General features: G+C 60.5%; 14 protein-coding genes. 7 read left to right on the forward strand and 7 right to left on the reverse strand.

All coding sequences use genetic code 11. From position 1 onward, the window contains the following. Positions 1-3: 3 nt before the first annotated feature. From mtgA to BM229_RS11240, 4 genes are read left to right on the forward strand one after another with little or no spacing between them, the layout of a single operon-like run. Complete coding sequence (gene mtgA / locus BM229_RS11225; protein WP_093927723.1) at positions 4-738, forward strand: monofunctional biosynthetic peptidoglycan transglycosylase; 735 nt, start codon at positions 4-6, stop codon at positions 736-738. A gap of 58 nt (positions 739-796) precedes the next feature. Continuing rightward, on the forward strand, positions 797-1465 hold the full coding sequence (fzlA, locus tag BM229_RS11230) for an FtsZ-binding protein FzlA (protein ID WP_093927724.1): 669 nt from the start codon (positions 797-799) through the stop codon (positions 1463-1465). A 22-nt stretch (positions 1466-1487) separates the two neighbouring features. Continuing rightward, entirely contained in the window at positions 1488-2534 is a 1047-nt protein-coding gene (queG, locus tag BM229_RS11235; RefSeq protein ID WP_093927725.1) for a tRNA epoxyqueuosine(34) reductase QueG, read from the forward strand. A 10-nt stretch (positions 2535-2544) separates the two neighbouring features. Then, positions 2545-4551 (forward strand): hydantoinase/oxoprolinase N-terminal domain-containing protein, encoded by a 2007-nt coding sequence (locus tag BM229_RS11240; RefSeq protein ID WP_093927726.1) that lies wholly within the window; start codon positions 2545-2547, stop codon positions 4549-4551. A 29-nt stretch (positions 4552-4580) separates the two neighbouring features. On the opposite strand, the gene msrA is transcribed toward BM229_RS11240, so the two are convergent. From msrA to ade, 6 genes are all read right to left on the reverse strand, one after another. After that, the gene (gene msrA, locus BM229_RS11245) at positions 4581-5090 is read right to left on the reverse strand and encodes a peptide-methionine (S)-S-oxide reductase MsrA (protein WP_093927727.1); all 510 of its coding nucleotides are present in this window, start codon (positions 5088-5090) and stop codon (positions 4581-4583) included. After that, positions 5087-5536, reverse strand: coding sequence for a peptide-methionine (R)-S-oxide reductase MsrB (gene msrB, locus BM229_RS11250; RefSeq protein ID WP_093927968.1), 450 nt, complete (start codon positions 5534-5536; stop codon positions 5087-5089). Before msrB ends, msrA begins: the two co-directional genes overlap by 4 nt. 95 nt (positions 5537-5631) lie before the next feature. Then, the gene (locus tag BM229_RS11255) at positions 5632-6501 is read right to left on the reverse strand and encodes a DMT family transporter (RefSeq protein WP_093927728.1); all 870 of its coding nucleotides are present in this window, start codon (positions 6499-6501) and stop codon (positions 5632-5634) included. A 268-nt stretch (positions 6502-6769) separates the two neighbouring features. Beyond that, positions 6770-7057: an HU family DNA-binding protein gene (locus BM229_RS11260; protein WP_007118569.1), complete on the reverse strand. Its 288-nt coding sequence runs from the start codon at positions 7055-7057 to the stop codon at positions 6770-6772. A 126-nt stretch (positions 7058-7183) separates the two neighbouring features. Then, on the reverse strand, positions 7184-8647 hold the full coding sequence (locus BM229_RS11265; protein WP_093927729.1) for an AMP nucleosidase: 1464 nt from the start codon (positions 8645-8647) through the stop codon (positions 7184-7186). Next, positions 8644-10446: an adenine deaminase gene (gene ade / locus BM229_RS11270; RefSeq protein WP_093927730.1), complete on the reverse strand. Its 1803-nt coding sequence runs from the start codon at positions 10444-10446 to the stop codon at positions 8644-8646. The genes BM229_RS11265 and ade overlap by 4 nt, the downstream gene beginning before the upstream one ends. Before the next feature lie 123 nt (positions 10447-10569). Here ade and BM229_RS11275 point away from each other — a divergent pair, with 123 nt between their 5' ends. Next, complete coding sequence (locus BM229_RS11275; RefSeq protein ID WP_093927731.1) at positions 10570-11814, forward strand: glycosyltransferase family 4 protein; 1245 nt, start codon at positions 10570-10572, stop codon at positions 11812-11814. 8 nt (positions 11815-11822) lie between these two features. On the opposite strand, the gene BM229_RS11280 is transcribed toward BM229_RS11275, so the two are convergent. Beyond that, positions 11823-12935, reverse strand: coding sequence for a polysaccharide biosynthesis/export family protein (locus BM229_RS11280; RefSeq protein WP_093927732.1), 1113 nt, complete (start codon positions 12933-12935; stop codon positions 11823-11825). A 153-nt stretch (positions 12936-13088) separates the two neighbouring features. On the opposite strand from BM229_RS11280, the gene BM229_RS11285 reads away from it, so the two are divergent. Both BM229_RS11285 and BM229_RS11290 read left to right on the forward strand, forming a co-directional pair. Further along, a complete protein-coding gene (locus BM229_RS11285) occupies positions 13089-13973 on the forward strand; it encodes an NAD-dependent epimerase/dehydratase family protein (protein WP_276326642.1) in 885 nt (294 codons plus the stop codon). 10 nt (positions 13974-13983) lie between these two features. Continuing rightward, complete coding sequence (locus tag BM229_RS11290; protein ID WP_093927734.1) at positions 13984-14595, forward strand: sugar transferase; 612 nt, start codon at positions 13984-13986, stop codon at positions 14593-14595. The last annotated feature ends 30 nt before the right edge of the window (positions 14596-14625 follow it).

Raw genomic sequence — 14625 nt, forward strand, 5'->3', positions numbered from 1 at the left:
TTCATGACCACGCGCAAAAAGACCGCCTCAAAAGGCCAAACCCGCCGCAAAGCCGCGCCAAAAATCACGTTGAAAAAACGGGTCACCCGCTGGCTGTTTGGCGCAGCCCTTGTGTCTGGCGCGCTGGTGGTTTTGCTGGTGCTGCTTTTTCGGTTCGTTAACCCGCCCACCGGGGTCTACATGTTTTCCGAAAGCCGTCGTTTGGGCGGGGTTCAGCGCGATTGGGTGCCGCTGAACCAGATTGCCCCGGTCATGGCCCGCTCTGCCGTGGCAGCGGAGGATGCGAATTTCTGCAACCATTGGGGCTTTGACATGGAGGCGATCCGCACCGCGATCGAGAACGGCTCTGAGCGCGGAGCATCGACGATTAGCCAGCAGACGGTCAAGAATGTCTATCTCTGGCATGGCCGATCGTGGATACGCAAAGCGATGGAGGCGGGGATGACGCCGTTGGTCGAAGCGCTTTGGCCCAAGCGGCGGATTATTGAGGTTTACCTGAACGTGGCAGAGTTTGACGAAGGCGTGTTTGGCGTCGGCGCGGCGGCTCCGCATTACTTTGGGGTCAGCGCCGCAGAGCTTAGTGCGACACAGGCGGCGCGGCTCGCCGCTATTCTACCCGCGCCCAAAGACCGCTCTGCCTCGCGCCCTAGTGATTTTACCCGCAAGCGCACGGCGCAGATTATGGACGGGGCGGCGACCATCCGCGCGGACGGTCGTGCCGCCTGTTTCGACAGTTGAAAATCCCTGCGCCAGCAGGCATGGAAGAGTGCAATCCCTTTAATCACACGGACTTCTTATGACGGCTCGCTTGTTTCACGTTCCCTTGTCCCCCTTCTGTCGCAAGGTGCGGCTCAGCCTTGGGGAGAAGAAGATCGAGGTGGAACTGGTTGAGGAACGTTACTGGGAGCAAGACCCGGATTTTCTGCGCCGTAACCCGGCGGGCAAGGTACCCGTTCTGCGGCTAGACGGGATCATGATGTCCGAAAGCGCCGCGATCTGCGAATATATCGAAGAGACCCGCCCCGAAGCGTCTCTGCTGCCCAGCGACCCGGTGCAGCGGCTTGAGGTGCGCCGATTGGTCAGTTGGTTCGATGATAAGTTCCACCATGAGGTCACCTCCAAGCTGCTGTATGAACGGGTGAACAAGAAAGTCACCAAACAGGGCTATCCGGACAGTAAAAACGTCAAAGCCGGGGCCAAGGCGATCAAGTACCATCTGGATTACATGACGTGGCTGCTGGATCACCGCCGGTGGTTGGCGGGGGACGTGATGACGCTGGCCGATTTTGCGGCTGCGGCACATCTGTCCTCGCTTGACTATATTTCCGATGTCGATTGGAACCGGTCGGACGTGGTCAAAGACTGGTACGCCAAGATCAAATCCCGCCCGGCTTTCCGCTCGATCCTTGCCGATCAAGTGCCGGGTTTCCCGCCGCCAAGGCAATACAACAACTTGGATTTCTGATGGCGTCCGGGGCGCCAAGAGGGTGACCGTGGACAGCGAAGATCTGAAGGTACGACTGGTCGCGCGAGCGTTCGAAGAAGGCTTTGTTGCCTGCCGCATTTGCCGCCCTGCGGATGTGCCGGAAGTGCCCGAACGCCTCGCCCGTTTTGTCGAAGCTGGATATCACGGGCAAATGGGCTGGATGGAGGACCGGATGCACTGGCGCGGCAATCCTGCCGCCCTCTGGCCTGAGGCGCGGTCGGTCATCATGCTGGCCGAAAGCTATACCCCCGAACATGACCCCCGCGCGGTGTTGGAACATCCCGACAAGGGGGCAATCTCGGTCTATGCGCAGGGGCGCGACTACCACGATATCGTCAAGAAACGGCTGAAGCGGCTGGCGCGTTGGCTGATGGAAGAGGCGCGCGCGGCAGAGCCTGAGGTGAAGGTTTTTGTCGATACCGCCCCGGTGCCCGAAAAAGCCTTAGCGCAGGCGGCGGGGCTGGGCTGGCAGGGCAAACACACCAATCTGCTGAGCCGTAAGTTCGGCAACTGGGCCTTTTTAGGCTCTGTTTTTACCACGCTGGACCTTGCCCCAGACGCGCAAGAGGTCGATCACTGCGGCTCTTGTCGGGCCTGCCTTGATGTCTGCCCGACAGATGCCTTTCCCGGCCCCTACCAACTCGACGCGCGGCGCTGCATCTCCTATCTGACGATTGAGCATAAAGGCCCCGTTGATCTGGAACTCCGCGAAAAGCTGGGCAACAGGATCTATGGCTGTGACGATTGCCTTGCCGCCTGCCCATGGAACAAGTTCGCCGTGACGGCGAGCGATATGCGCTATCACGGGCCAGCAGTGCAGCCCGCCGATCTGGCCGAGCTTGCCGCACTAGACGATACCGCCTTTCGTGCGCGTTACTCTGGTTCTCCGATCAAGCGGATTGGGCGGGACCGCTTTGTGCGCAACGTGCTTTATGCGATAGGGAATTCGGGGCTGGCACCGCTGCGCAGTGCGGCGCAATCTTTGACCGAAGATGCTGATCCGACTGTTGCTGATGCAGCGCGTTGGGCGGTAGAGCGGTTGGCATAGGGGTGCGCCATTGGCGGTTTTATTGGGCGTAGACACGGGCGGCACCTATACGGATGCAGTGCTGATCCGGGATGAAGTCGAGGTGATCGCGTCGGCCAAGGCCCTGACAACCCGTCAAGATTTGGCAATTGGCGTTGGCAAAGCGGTGAGCGCGGTGCTGGCGCAATCCGGTGTGGCAGCGGCCGAGATCGCAATGGCGTCGCTGTCGACGACCCTTGCCACCAACGCGCTGGTCGAAGGGCAGGGCGGCCGCGTGGCGCTGATTTATGTTGGGTTTCCCGCGCGTGATCTGGAGGCACATGGCCTATCTGACGCGCTGCGCGGCGATCCGTTCCTCTTGCTGGCCGGGGGCCATGACCACGCCGGGGCCGAGGCTGCGGCGCTGGACGAAACTGCGCTAATCGCGTTTTTAGAGACACATAAGCATGAGGTAAGCGGTTTCGCAGTGGCCAGCCAATTCGCCACGCGCAATCCGGCGCATGAGTTGCGGGTGGTGGAACTGGTGGCGCAGAGGACGGGCCGCCCGGTTTCTGCCTCCCACACTCTTTCCGCCAAGCTTAATGGCCCGAAACGTGCCTTAACTGCCCTGTTAAACGCGCGGTTGATCGGCATGATTGACCAGCTGATCGGGCGCACCGAAGACCAATTGCGTGCCTTGGGCATCAACGCTCCAATGATGGTGGTGCGCGGCGATGGGGCCCTGATGTCGAGCGCGCAGGCCCGCCAAAGGCCGATAGAGACGATCCTCAGTGGCCCGGCGGCGTCACTGGTGGGTGCGCGCTGGTTGACTGGGGCCGAGACGGCGATGGTTTCTGACATCGGCGGCACGACGACGGATGTGGCGTTGCTGCGTGATGGGCGTCCGGCGATTGATCCGGCAGGCGCGCAAGTGGGGCCATACCGCACCATGGTCGAGGCCGTGGCTATGCGCACCCACGGTCTGGGCGGTGACAGCGAAGTGCATTTCATAGCCGAAGGGCTGACGGCAGGGGTGACGCTTGGGCCGAAACGCTTGCTGCCCGTCTCTCTGATCGCTGTCGATGCGCCAGAGGTGGTGCATACCGCGCTAGACGCACAGTTGCGCCGCAACGTTCCGGGGGAGCATGACGGCCGCTTTGTCCGCGCCGTACCGGGGCAGGCGACCGAAGGGCTGGCGGGGCGGGAATTGGCCTTGCTGGATCGGATCGGTGACACGGTGCGCCCGTTGGGAGATGTGCTGCGCAATCGGATGGAGCAGGGCGCACTGGCGCGGCTGGTGGCGCGTGGGCTGGTTCAGGTTGCCGGGGTCACCCCATCGGACGCGAGCCATGTGACCGGGCAGCTTTTGGCATGGGATCGCGGTGCCGCCCGTAAGGCGCTTGAGCTTTTTGGGCGCAAGCGCGGTGGGTCTGGACTACGGTTCTGCCCTGAACCCGAAGCGCTTGCGCAGATCATTGTTGACCGTCTGACATATCAAACCACTCTGGCGTTGTTAGAGACTGCTTTTGCTGAGGAAGACGCCGATTTTAACCTTTCCCCGGAAGCCTTGGCGCGCCATGTGTTATTGCACCGCGGGCTGGCGGGGCACCGGGGAGTGTTGCGGATCGATGCGGGTCTGAACCTGCCGATTGTCGGACTTGGCGCTTCGGCATTGACCTATTACCCGGCAGTCGGAGAGGCCTTGGGCACCCAGATGATCTTGCCTGAACATGCCGCCGTCGCCAACGCCATTGGTGCGGTGGTGGGGCGGGTCATCACGCGTGAAAGCGGCAGTGTGACATCGCCGGGCGAAGGGAAGTTCCGGGTGCATCTAGCTCAAGGGCCACAGGATTTCCCAGATGCGGAGAGCGCTTTGGCCCATTTAGAGATAGTTCTGACCAATGCCGCGCGCGCCCGCGCGAAATCCGCAGGGGCGGTTGAGATCGAATGCCAAGTCACACGCGATATCCGCACGGCGGGAGTCGAAGGGCGGGAGGTCTTCGTTGAGGCAGAGCTTACCGTCGAAGCCTCGGGACGGCCACGAGTGGCGGTAGGCTAACCCCCGGCGCGGGGCCGGGGGCTGCGGTGTTACTCGGCTGCTTCGCGCTTGGGCAGCACCCAATCCGCGCGAGGGAAGTGGCAGGTGTAGCCGTTGGGCAGACGTTCAAGATAGTCCTGATGCTCCGGCTCCGCTTCCCAGAAATCACCGACCGGCTCGACTTCGGTCACCACTTTGCCCGGCCAGAGGCCGGAGGCTTCCACATCCGCGATGGTGTCTTCGGCCACGGCTTTTTGGTCGTCGTTGGTGTAGTAGATCGCAGAGCGATAGCTCATACCGACATCATTGCCTTGGCGGTTCGCCGTGGTGGGGTCATGGATTTGAAAGAAGAACTCCAGCAGCTCACGGTAGGAGGTCTTTGCGGGGTCAAAGTTGATTTCGATCCCCTCAGCATGGGTGCCGTGGTTGCGATAGGTCGCATTGGGCACGTCGCCGCCGGTATAGCCGACGCGGGTCGAGACCACGCCGGGGCGCCGGCGGATCAGGTCTTGCATGCCCCAGAAACAGCCACCGGCCAATACTGCACGTTCGGTTGTCATGTCACATTCTCCACTTGGTTAAGGTACTCGCCATAGCCTTCGGCTTCCATGTCGTCACGGTGCACGAAGCGCAAAGAGGCGGAGTTGATGCAGTAGCGCAGCCCGCCGCGATCCGGTGGGCCGTCGGGAAAGACGTGGCCAAGGTGGCTATCGCCGTGCTTGCTGCGCACCTCGGTGCGGACCATGCCGAGCGAGGCGTCTTGAAGCTCTTCAACATAGGCGGGCTCGATCGGTTTGGTAAAGCTCGGCCAGCCGCAGCCGCTCTCGTATTTGTCCCCGCTGGCGAACAAAGGTTCGCCCGAGACGATGTCGACATAGATGCCCGGCTCTTTGTTGCTCAGGTATTTGCCGGTGCCGGGGCGTTCGGTGCCGCTGCGTTGGGTGACGTGGAATTCTTCGGGGCTCAGCGCATCAAGCGCTTCGTTGGTTTTTTCGTAGCGGGGCATGGCGTCCTCCATTCATGGGCTTGGCCTATTAGATGGGGTGTGGCGGTGAAATTCAAAGGGTTTGCGCGGGCGCGGTAACAGCGGCGTGAGGCAGCTCACCGCTTTCGTTGACGCGAAATCTGCACCGCAAGGATGCCGCCCGCGATGATCGCAACGCCAAGGATGTCACGCGGCCCCAACGTTTCGCCCAGCAGGAGGGCCGCGATGGCAACCCCAAAGAACGGGTTGAGGAAGTGAAAGGTCGCCGCCCGGGTCGCACCGATGCGGTTGACCAGCCAGAACCAGACCACAGTGGCGGCAAGGCCGGGGACGAGGCAGGTATAGGCGAAGGCGAGAGTCAGGCGCAGGCTCGGGTCGATGCGGGGTGTCTCGAACAGCAGGGTGGCGATGGAGAGGGCCACGCAGCCGACAAGCATTTGCAAGCCGACGACCATGAGGAAGTTGCCGCCCGATGTCGCGCCGCGCACCAGCAGGGTGGCGGCGGTGAGGGCCACCACGCCGATGGCGCAGAGGATGAGACCGTAGAGGTCGACCTGCCCGCCGAGGCGCGCGCCCATGATGATGGCGACGCCGATGACACCGGCAAACAGCCCCATGACGCCCAAAGGGCGCAGCTTCTCGCCCAGAAACGCCCATGCGGCAAAGCCCACGAGCAGCGGCATGGTGGAGGCGATGATTGCGGCGAGGGAGGCTTCGATTGTCTGCATGGCGATGAAATTGAGGCCGAGGTAGACCGCGTTTTGCAGCACGCCGAAGATGATCGTCGCCCGCCATTGCGCGGGGGTGAGCCGCCAGCTTTGCCCCAAGGCCAACGCGATGCCGACGCCGATCAGGCCGGAGATCAGATAGCGCAGCGACAGGGCCAGCAGAGGTGAGGCGTCCATGACGATGATCCGCGCAGAGGTGAAGGCCGAGGACCACATCACGGCAAAGGCCAGACCCATGAGAATTGCGCGGATGTCCATGAGGTGCCTCCTGTGCTGAACTTGCTAAGCAATGGCGGGTTTGTGGGAGGAGGACAAGGTGGTAAGACGGTAGAAAATACCACCCCAGCCCGGAGTCAAGCCGCAGGCGATGGCCCTCGGATCACTAATTCACGGGATGATAGAGATGCAGTACTATGACTGCGACCTCTGCTGAGTTTGGTATCAAGCCGAAGCTGCTTTCCCTCACCACCCTCAACAAAAAAGGGCCGCCCGAGGGCGACCCTTTCGCAAACAATCAGCCAAAGGCTTACTCGTTCACGCTGTCCTTCAGCGCCTTCGCGATGGTCATCTTGACCACTTTGTCGGCGTCTTTCTTGAACTGCTCGCCAGTGGCGGGGTTGCGGACCATCCGCTCGGGGCGCTCACGGCAATAGATTTTGCCAACGCCCGGCAGGGTCACGGCACCGCCGGCGGACACTTCACGGGTGATCAGGTTGCAAACGGCGTCGAGCGCTGCGCCTGCGGATTTCTTGTCTGTGTCCATCTCTTCTGCCAGAGCAGCAACGAGCTGGGTCTTGGTCATCGGTTTTGCCATTTTATTCTCCTTAGACTGCCCGCTTTTAGGGCCTCATGGCCGGAATGTAACGGTATGTTGTGGGATAACACAACGAATTGTGGCGCTCTAAACGCGAAAACATGCGATTTTCCGCTGTTTTTAGCCTTACAGGAACGCAGTTTCGTCGAAGGAACGCAATTTTCGGCTGTGAATTCTCTCTAGCGGCATGCGGCGCAACAGTTCCATGGCGCGAATGCCGATCATCAAATGCCGTGCAACCTGCGATTTATAGAAGTCCGAGGCCATTCCGGGCAGTTTCAACTCGCCATGAAGCGGCTTGTCAGAAACGCATAGCAGCGTGCCGTAGGGCACGCGGAAACGGTAGCCATTGGCGGCGATGGTCGCACTTTCCATATCCAGCGCCACGGCGCGGGACTGGCTGAGGCGTTGCACCGGGCCGGATTGATCGCGCAATTCCCAGTTGCGGTTGTCGATCGTGGCGACCGTGCCGGTGCGCATGATGCGCTTCAGCTCATAGCCTTCGAGCTGGGTGACCTGCGCCACCGACTGCTCGAGTGCAATCTGGATCTCGGCCAGCGCCGGGATCGGCACCCAGACCGGCAGGTCGTCATCCAGAACGTGGTCCTCGCGCAGGTAGCCATGCGCCAAGACGAAGTCGCCCAAAGCCTGCGTGTTGCGCAGCCCGGCGCAGTGGCCGACCATCAACCACGCATGGGGGCGCAGCACGGCGATATGATCGGTCGCTGTTTTGGCGTTGGATGGGCCGACACCGATGTTGACCAGCGTGATCCCAGAGCCATCCGCCCGTTTCAGGTGATAGGTCGGCATCTGCGGGGTCTTTAGCGTCTCGGGCAATGGCGCGTCGGGGTCGCTGATCTCGGCATTGCCGGTTGAGACGAACGACGTGTAGCCGCTCTCCGGGTCGCGCAGCATGGTGCGGGCGTATTGCTCGAACTCTGTCACATAGAACTGGTAGTTCGTGAAAAGAACGTGGGTCTGAAAATGCTCGGGGTCCGTGGCGGTGTAATGCGCTAGCCGAGCGAGCGAGTAGTCGACACGCTGCGCGGTAAAGGGCGCAAGCGGGCGCACATCATCTTCGGGAACATAGGTGCCGTTTACGATATCGTCGTTGGTGGTGCTCAGATCCGGCACATCAAAGACATCGCGCAGGGTGAAATCGGCGGCACCCTCTTGCGGCACATTCATGGCATTATCGCCGCCCATGGCGAAATGCACCGGGATCGGCGTGCTGGAGGGGCCGATAATCACCGGTTGGTCGTGGTTTTCGATAAGCAGCCCAATCTGCTGGATCAGGTAATTCCGAAACAGATCAGGCCGGGTGATCGTCGCGGAAAAACTGCCGGGAGAGGAGACATGGCCAAAAGACAGCCGCGTATCGACATGGGCATAGGAGGAAGTGCGAAAACGCACTTCAGGATAAAAGGCGCGAATGCGGGCCTCGGGCGCCGTGGTCTGCATCGCTTTGGCAAAGCCATCGCGCAGGAACTGGGTGGCGTTGGTGTACAGTTCGGTCAGCCGGTCCACGGCGGCGGTGGCATCGCGAAACTCTTCGGGGTTCGGGGTATCCGGGGTCAGGATCGTGGTCATGTTTGCGGCTCTAACAATGGGATAATTTCAAATTTCTGCACATCGACCAGCCCAAGGTCCGAAATCCTCAACTCTGGGATTACCACGAGCGCCAAGAGCGAGTGCTGCATATAGGCGTTGTTCAGCTTGCACCCGCAGTCGATCATCGCCTGCACAAGCGCTTCCGCATCGGCGGCGACCTCAGCGGCGGGTCGGTCCGACATGAGCCCGGCGATGGGCAGGGCGACAAGCGCCAATTCTTCGCCGTCTCGGAAAATGATGATGCCGCCGCCAACCTCGCGCAGCCGGTTGGCGGCCAGCGCCATCTGCTCGGCATCGGTGCCCACGACGATCATGTGGTGGCTGTCATGCGCCACGGTAGAGGCCATCGCCATGCGCCCCTCGTAGCCAAAGCCCGAGACGAAAGCGTTGGTGACTGTGCCGGTGGCGCGGTGGCGTTCGACCAGCGCGATCTGGCAGACCTCGCCCGTGGCCTGCACCCGGCCTTCGGTGACCGGCAGTTCAAACTTCAACGCACGTGTTGGCGCTTGGTTTTCGACCACACCGATTACATTGGCGGTGACGGCGTTCGCGCCTTCGGGGGCGGGGATGTCGAAATCCTCAGCCGCAAGGTCGCGGGCCATATTGACGGTGCTGCGTGCCGTATCGGGCCAGTCGTAATGCGGGCAATCGACCCGGCATTCGCCGTCTTCCGCAACAACCTCGCCACGGGCAATGACCATTTCGACGGGCAGTGTCTTAAGGTCCGACGACAGGATCACATCGGCACGGCGGCCCGGTGTCAGCGAACCGATCTCGCGTTCTAATCCAAAGTGGGTGGCGGTGTTGATCGTTGCCATTTGCAAGGCAATCAACGGGTCGCAGCCGCAATCAATGGCATGACGCACCACCCGGTTCATATGCCCTTCGTTCGTGATGGTGCCGGAGTGGCTGTCATCGGTGCACAAGATCATGTTGCGCGGGTCGAGGCCCTTTTCGGTAATCGCGGTAATTTGGGTTTTGACGTCATACCACGCCGATCCCAACCGGATCATTGACCGCATCCCCTGCCGCATCCGCGCCACGGCGTCGGCCTCACAGGTGCCTTCGTGGTCATCCGCCGGACCGCCTGCGACATAGGCGGCGAAGGCGGGGCCGAGGTCGGGGGAGGCATAATGCCCGCCAACGGTCTTATTCGCGCGTTGCGTCGCTGCAATCTCGGCCAGCATCTGCGGATCAGCATTGCTGACACCGGGGAAATTCATCATCTCGCCCAAGCCGATAATACCGGGCCATGCCATGGCTTCGGCCACATCCTCGGCGGTGATCTCAAAGCCTGTCGTCTCAAGCCCCGGTGCAGAGGGGGCGCAAGAGGGCATCTGAGTGAAGATGTTGATCGGTTGCATCAGCGCTTCATCATGCATCATGCGCACGCCGTTCAGGCCCAGCACATTGGCGATCTCATGTGGGTCAGTGAAGGCCGATGTCGTGCCATGCGGGATCACGGCGCGGGCGAACTCGGCTGGGGTGAGCATGGTGCTCTCGATATGCATATGCCCGTCACAGAGTCCGGGGACCATATAGCGGCCCTTTGCTTCGATGATCTGGGTGTTGTCGCCACGGCAATGGCTGGCATCCGGTCCGACAAAGGCGATGCGCCCGGCGGCAATGGCGATGTCATGATCGGGCAGGCATTCGCGGGTGTGCACATTTACCCAGATGCCCCGGGTGATGATCGTGTCAGCGGGGCGCCGTCCGGCGGCGACTTCGACCAATTGCGCGGCCACATCGGGCCAAGAGGGGAATGTTTTATCTGTCATGGCCAAAGGTGACATAGGGGCGGGGGAGGTTCAAGCGGGCGGGCAGGAGGAAAAGGCGCGACATGTTGCCAGAGCGCGACGCTTGGGGCTAACTGTGGGCCAAGGTAATGACGGGACGGTCGGATGAATTTTCTCTTTGTGCATCAGAACATGCCCGGTCAGTACCGGGAATTGCTGCAATGGTTGGCCCAAGCGGGCGGCCATCGCATTTATTTCCTCACCCAACGTCAAAACGCGCCAAAGCTTTCGGGGGTCGAAACCCGTGTCTACCGTTCGCATCATCGGCCGGACGCCAAAGCCTACGGTCTGTCAACCGTCTGGGAAGAGGCCGCAGGCAATGGATTTGGGGCGGTCATGGCCGCGCAGCAGATCGAAGAGAAAGAAGGCTTTCGTCCCGATATTATAATCGGCCATATTGGCTGGGGGGAGTTGAGCTTTTTCAAACAGCTTTGGCACGATGTGCCGATCATCGGCTATTTCGAATATTACTATAACATGACCGGCGGCATGGTGGGGTTTGACCCTGCCGAGAAAATCTCGGCCCATGCGCCCTATCTGAATCACGCGCGCAACCTTGTGCCGCTGGCGAATATAGAAACCGTCGATCTGGGCCATTGCCCGACCTATTGGCAGCGTGATCGTTTCCCGGAAAGTTTTCACCGCAAGCTGTATGTCTGTCACGATGGTATCCGCACCGATCAGTTGCTGCCGAACCCGGATGTCAGTCTAAGGCTGGGGCGGTTGGCGCAACCGGTGACGCGCGACGATGAGATTGTGACCTATGTGGCGCGCAATCTGGAAAAGACGCGGGGCTTTCATACGATGATGCGTGCCTTGCCGCGTATCCTGCGCGAGCGACCCAATGCGCGGGTGGTGATCGTCGGCGGCAATGAAGTGTCCTATGGCAAGCAAAGCGACCACCCCGGCGGGCTGCGCGGAGAGATGGCAACGGAACTGGGCGATACCATCGACTGGGAGCGGGTGCATTTCGTGGGCAAAGTGCCTTACCCTGATTTCATGAAACTTGTGCAGATCAGTCGCTGCCACATCTACCTGACGATGCCCTTTGTGCTGTCATGGTCGCTGCTAGAATCCATGTCGATGCAAGCGACGATCGTCGCCGCTGATGTGGCCCCGGTACGCGAAGCGGTGACCCATGGAGAGACCGGGCTTTTGGTGGATTTCTTTGATCCTGATGCCTTGGCCGCGCAGGTGGTCGATGTGCTGGCCAATCCTCAGGCTCATGCGCATCTCGGCCCGGCTGCACGGACGCATGTGGTCGAAAATTATGATTTTCTGACCCGCTGCCTGCCCGAGCACCTTGCGCAGATTAACGCGCTGGTACCCGAGGACAAGCAGATCAGCTGAGCTTGGTTTCAGAGGTTTCCGGCTGTGTTCACAAGGCCAAAGACCGATCCGACGATGCCGAGAATGGTGCGTGTATCGGATAGAGGTGTCTCGGTCGCCAGTACCAGATCGCCGGATTGAATATGGAAATTTCGGGCCGAGAAAAGCCCGTCAGAACTTGTCAGATCAAGCGTGAAAACAACCCGCGTGCGGCGTGGGCCGCGCACGCCGGCACTGACCGCGCTGGCAGGGTATTCGCGCAGGATCAAGATGCCTTCGGGGTCGGCACGGGAATCGTTCACGCCCCCAATGATCGCTAGCGCATCCAACGCCGAGACATCATCGCGGTTAAAGGGAAACTGTGCCTCGCTCCCTGCGGCACCCAGCGACAGGAAATAACGCCGATCTTTCTCGACGATCAGTTTGTCACCACCGATCAGGCGTGTGTCGAGGCTTGGGTTCTCATACAGTCGATCAATGGAGGTGCTATAGATGTTCGAGCCCCGGACCAGTTTGACCTGCGGGTTTTCGATGCTGCTTTGTACCCCTCCGCCTGCGGAAATGGCCGCAAGAACCGAGAAGTTGTTATCTGGCATCACAACATTGCCGGGACTATTCACGCCGCCCACAAGGTCGATGGAGTTGCCACGGCCTTCGGTCATGGCCAGCTGTACCTGCGCGGATGGAATGATTGTTTCCAATTTCCGCTGAAGCAATTGCCGCGCCGAATCCGGGGTCCGGCCAGAAACCTGAACCTTGCCGATATAGGGCATAAAGATCGTCCCGCTTTCCGAGACGCGGATCCCCGGCAGCGTGGCCATCTGTTGGGTCGGAGAGGTCAGCAATGAATTGTCGCCGCTGTCCCAAACCAGCACGTCCAACCGATCACCGGGGCGGATGACCTGCGCGTTTGACCCCCGGCTTGCCCCAATCCAGCCATGCCGGGCATCCCCGGTACGAGGCCACTGGGCGACGCTGGGCAGAAAAGCGCGGGTCACGGGATAGACGGCGATATCGGCATCCGGCGTTGTCGCCTCTTGAGTGACTTCTTTTTGGATCGCAGCGCCACGTGGTAGGTTGCTACATGCTGCCAGCGAAAGTGCCATCAGGGCCGCGAGGAAAAGCTTGCTCAGGTACTTCATAAAATGCGCAATCGCTTTCTGGTGTTTCGCCGGTTGACCGGAGTATTTGTGCTTGTATGCAGCGTTAACTGGCGGGTTGCAAAGGATGTTGTGACCCCCAGCCCTCATTTGAAATTCTCGTCCCGCAGGATAGTGACTGAACCCATGGCGTCAATGATTACGAAAAGTGGTAAGGTTTCTAGCAGAGCTGAGGGATTTGGCGAGGTTCTGCTGATCGGGGCGACGGGACGCTTAGGGGGCATGCTGCGTCGCCACTGGCCTGCTGATGACACGCTGTGCTGTCAATCTCGGCAATCTTTGCCCGGTTTTGTGCAGTTTGACTTGCCCGCAATCGGGGAGCAGCCCAGCGATGCGGCAATCGCTGCCGCTCGCGGGGCACAGGCGATTATCTGCTTGGCTGGCATAACCCCGGCGCGGGCGGGGGCAAGCGGGGCATCGTTGAATGATAACATCAGCCTCGCCCTCGGCGCCTTGAACTTGGCGGAGTCCGCCGGCGTGCCCCGGTTTCTAGCGGCCTCTTCGGCGGCGGTTTACGGCGCGGGGGAAGGACCATTGACCGAGGATGTGACCTGCATGCCGGTATCAGATTACGGCAAGCAGAAACTCGCGATGGAGCGCGCGCTGCTGGAAGCATCCGCCGCCGCAGCGGTGACCATCCTTCGCATCGGAAATGTCGCTGGCGCGGATGCGATCCTGGGCGGCTGGCAGCCAGAGATGCGAATTGATCGGTTCCCTGATGGACGTACGCCAAGCCGCAGTTATATCGGGCCGATCACCTTGGCGCGGGTGATGCATCATCTCTGTTTTGTAGAGGGGCTGCCGCGCATTCTTAATATCGCCGCCCCCGGCGCGGTACAGATGGGTGCACTATTGGATGCGGCGGGGCTGGATTGGCAGCCCAAACCCGCACCTGCCTCTGCCATTCCAGAGGTGCGGCTCGATACGAATACACTTGAACGCCATGTCGATTTTGCGCCAGAAAACCAAACGCCCGCCGGATTGGTAAGTGAATGGCAGCAGGATATGAAAAAACTATGAAGACCCTTCTATGACGTGGCGCAAGCGCATCTTCGATCTGTTTTTTGCCAGCTTGCTGGTCATCATCCTTGGACCGATCCTGCTGGGGTTGCTTGTCTGGCTGCTGCTGAAAGAAGGGCGGCCGCTGTTTCACGTGGCCGAACGGATGAAAACGCCTGAGCAGAGCTTTAAGCTATGGAAGCTGCGCACGATGACAGTGGTCGACAAGGATCAAGGCGTGTCAGGTGGCAACAAAAACGGGCGGATCACTCCCACCGGGGCTTGGCTGCGGGCCCGGCGTCTGGATGAGTTTCCACAACTTTGGAACATTCTTCGCGGCGATCTAAGCTTTGTTGGACCGCGCCCGCCACTGCGCGAGTATGTGGAGCGTTTCCCCAAAGTTTACGCCGACGTCCTTAAATCCCGCCCCGGCGTGACTGGTTTGGCCACGATCCGCTTTCACAAACATGAAGAGCGACTTCTTTCGCGCTGCGAAACGCCAGAAGAGACGGATAGGATATACAGTCTAATCTGTGTGCCGCGCAAAGCTCAGCTTGATCTGATTTACCAGCGCCACCAAAGCACCTGTTACGATTTTGATTTGGTGTTCCAAACGATTGGGAATCTGTTCAAGCGGGGGTGACGCCGGGGTGAGAATGTGGCGCATCTTTGG

The organism is Sulfitobacter dubius, assembly GCF_900113435.1.
GTDB lineage: Bacteria > Pseudomonadota > Alphaproteobacteria > Rhodobacterales > Rhodobacteraceae > Sulfitobacter > Sulfitobacter dubius.

Excerpts from the sequence above, each read along its gene's own strand:
- mtgA (WP_093927723.1), top strand. The coding sequence starts at position 4 with ATGACCACGCGCAAAAAGACCGCCTCAAAAGGCCAAACCCGCCGCAAA.
- fzlA (WP_093927724.1), top strand. The coding sequence starts at position 797 with ATGACGGCTCGCTTGTTTCACGTTCCCTTGTCCCCCTTCTGTCGCAAG.
- msrA (WP_093927727.1), bottom strand. The coding sequence starts at position 5,090 with ATGACAACCGAACGTGCAGTATTGGCCGGTGGCTGTTTCTGGGGCATG.
- msrB (WP_093927968.1), bottom strand. The coding sequence starts at position 5,536 with ATGCCCCGCTACGAAAAAACCAACGAAGCGCTTGATGCGCTGAGCCCC.
- BM229_RS11255 (WP_093927728.1), bottom strand. The coding sequence starts at position 6,501 with ATGGACATCCGCGCAATTCTCATGGGTCTGGCCTTTGCCGTGATGTGG.
- BM229_RS11260 (WP_007118569.1), bottom strand. The coding sequence starts at position 7,057 with ATGGCAAAACCGATGACCAAGACCCAGCTCGTTGCTGCTCTGGCAGAA.
- BM229_RS11265 (WP_093927729.1), bottom strand. The coding sequence starts at position 8,647 with ATGACCACGATCCTGACCCCGGATACCCCGAACCCCGAAGAGTTTCGC.
- ade (WP_093927730.1), bottom strand. The coding sequence starts at position 10,446 with ATGACAGATAAAACATTCCCCTCTTGGCCCGATGTGGCCGCGCAATTG.
- BM229_RS11275 (WP_093927731.1), top strand. The coding sequence starts at position 10,570 with ATGAATTTTCTCTTTGTGCATCAGAACATGCCCGGTCAGTACCGGGAA.
- BM229_RS11280 (WP_093927732.1), bottom strand. The coding sequence starts at position 12,935 with ATGAAGTACCTGAGCAAGCTTTTCCTCGCGGCCCTGATGGCACTTTCG.
- BM229_RS11285 (WP_276326642.1), top strand. The coding sequence starts at position 13,089 with ATGATTACGAAAAGTGGTAAGGTTTCTAGCAGAGCTGAGGGATTTGGC.
- BM229_RS11290 (WP_093927734.1), top strand. The coding sequence starts at position 13,984 with ATGACGTGGCGCAAGCGCATCTTCGATCTGTTTTTTGCCAGCTTGCTG.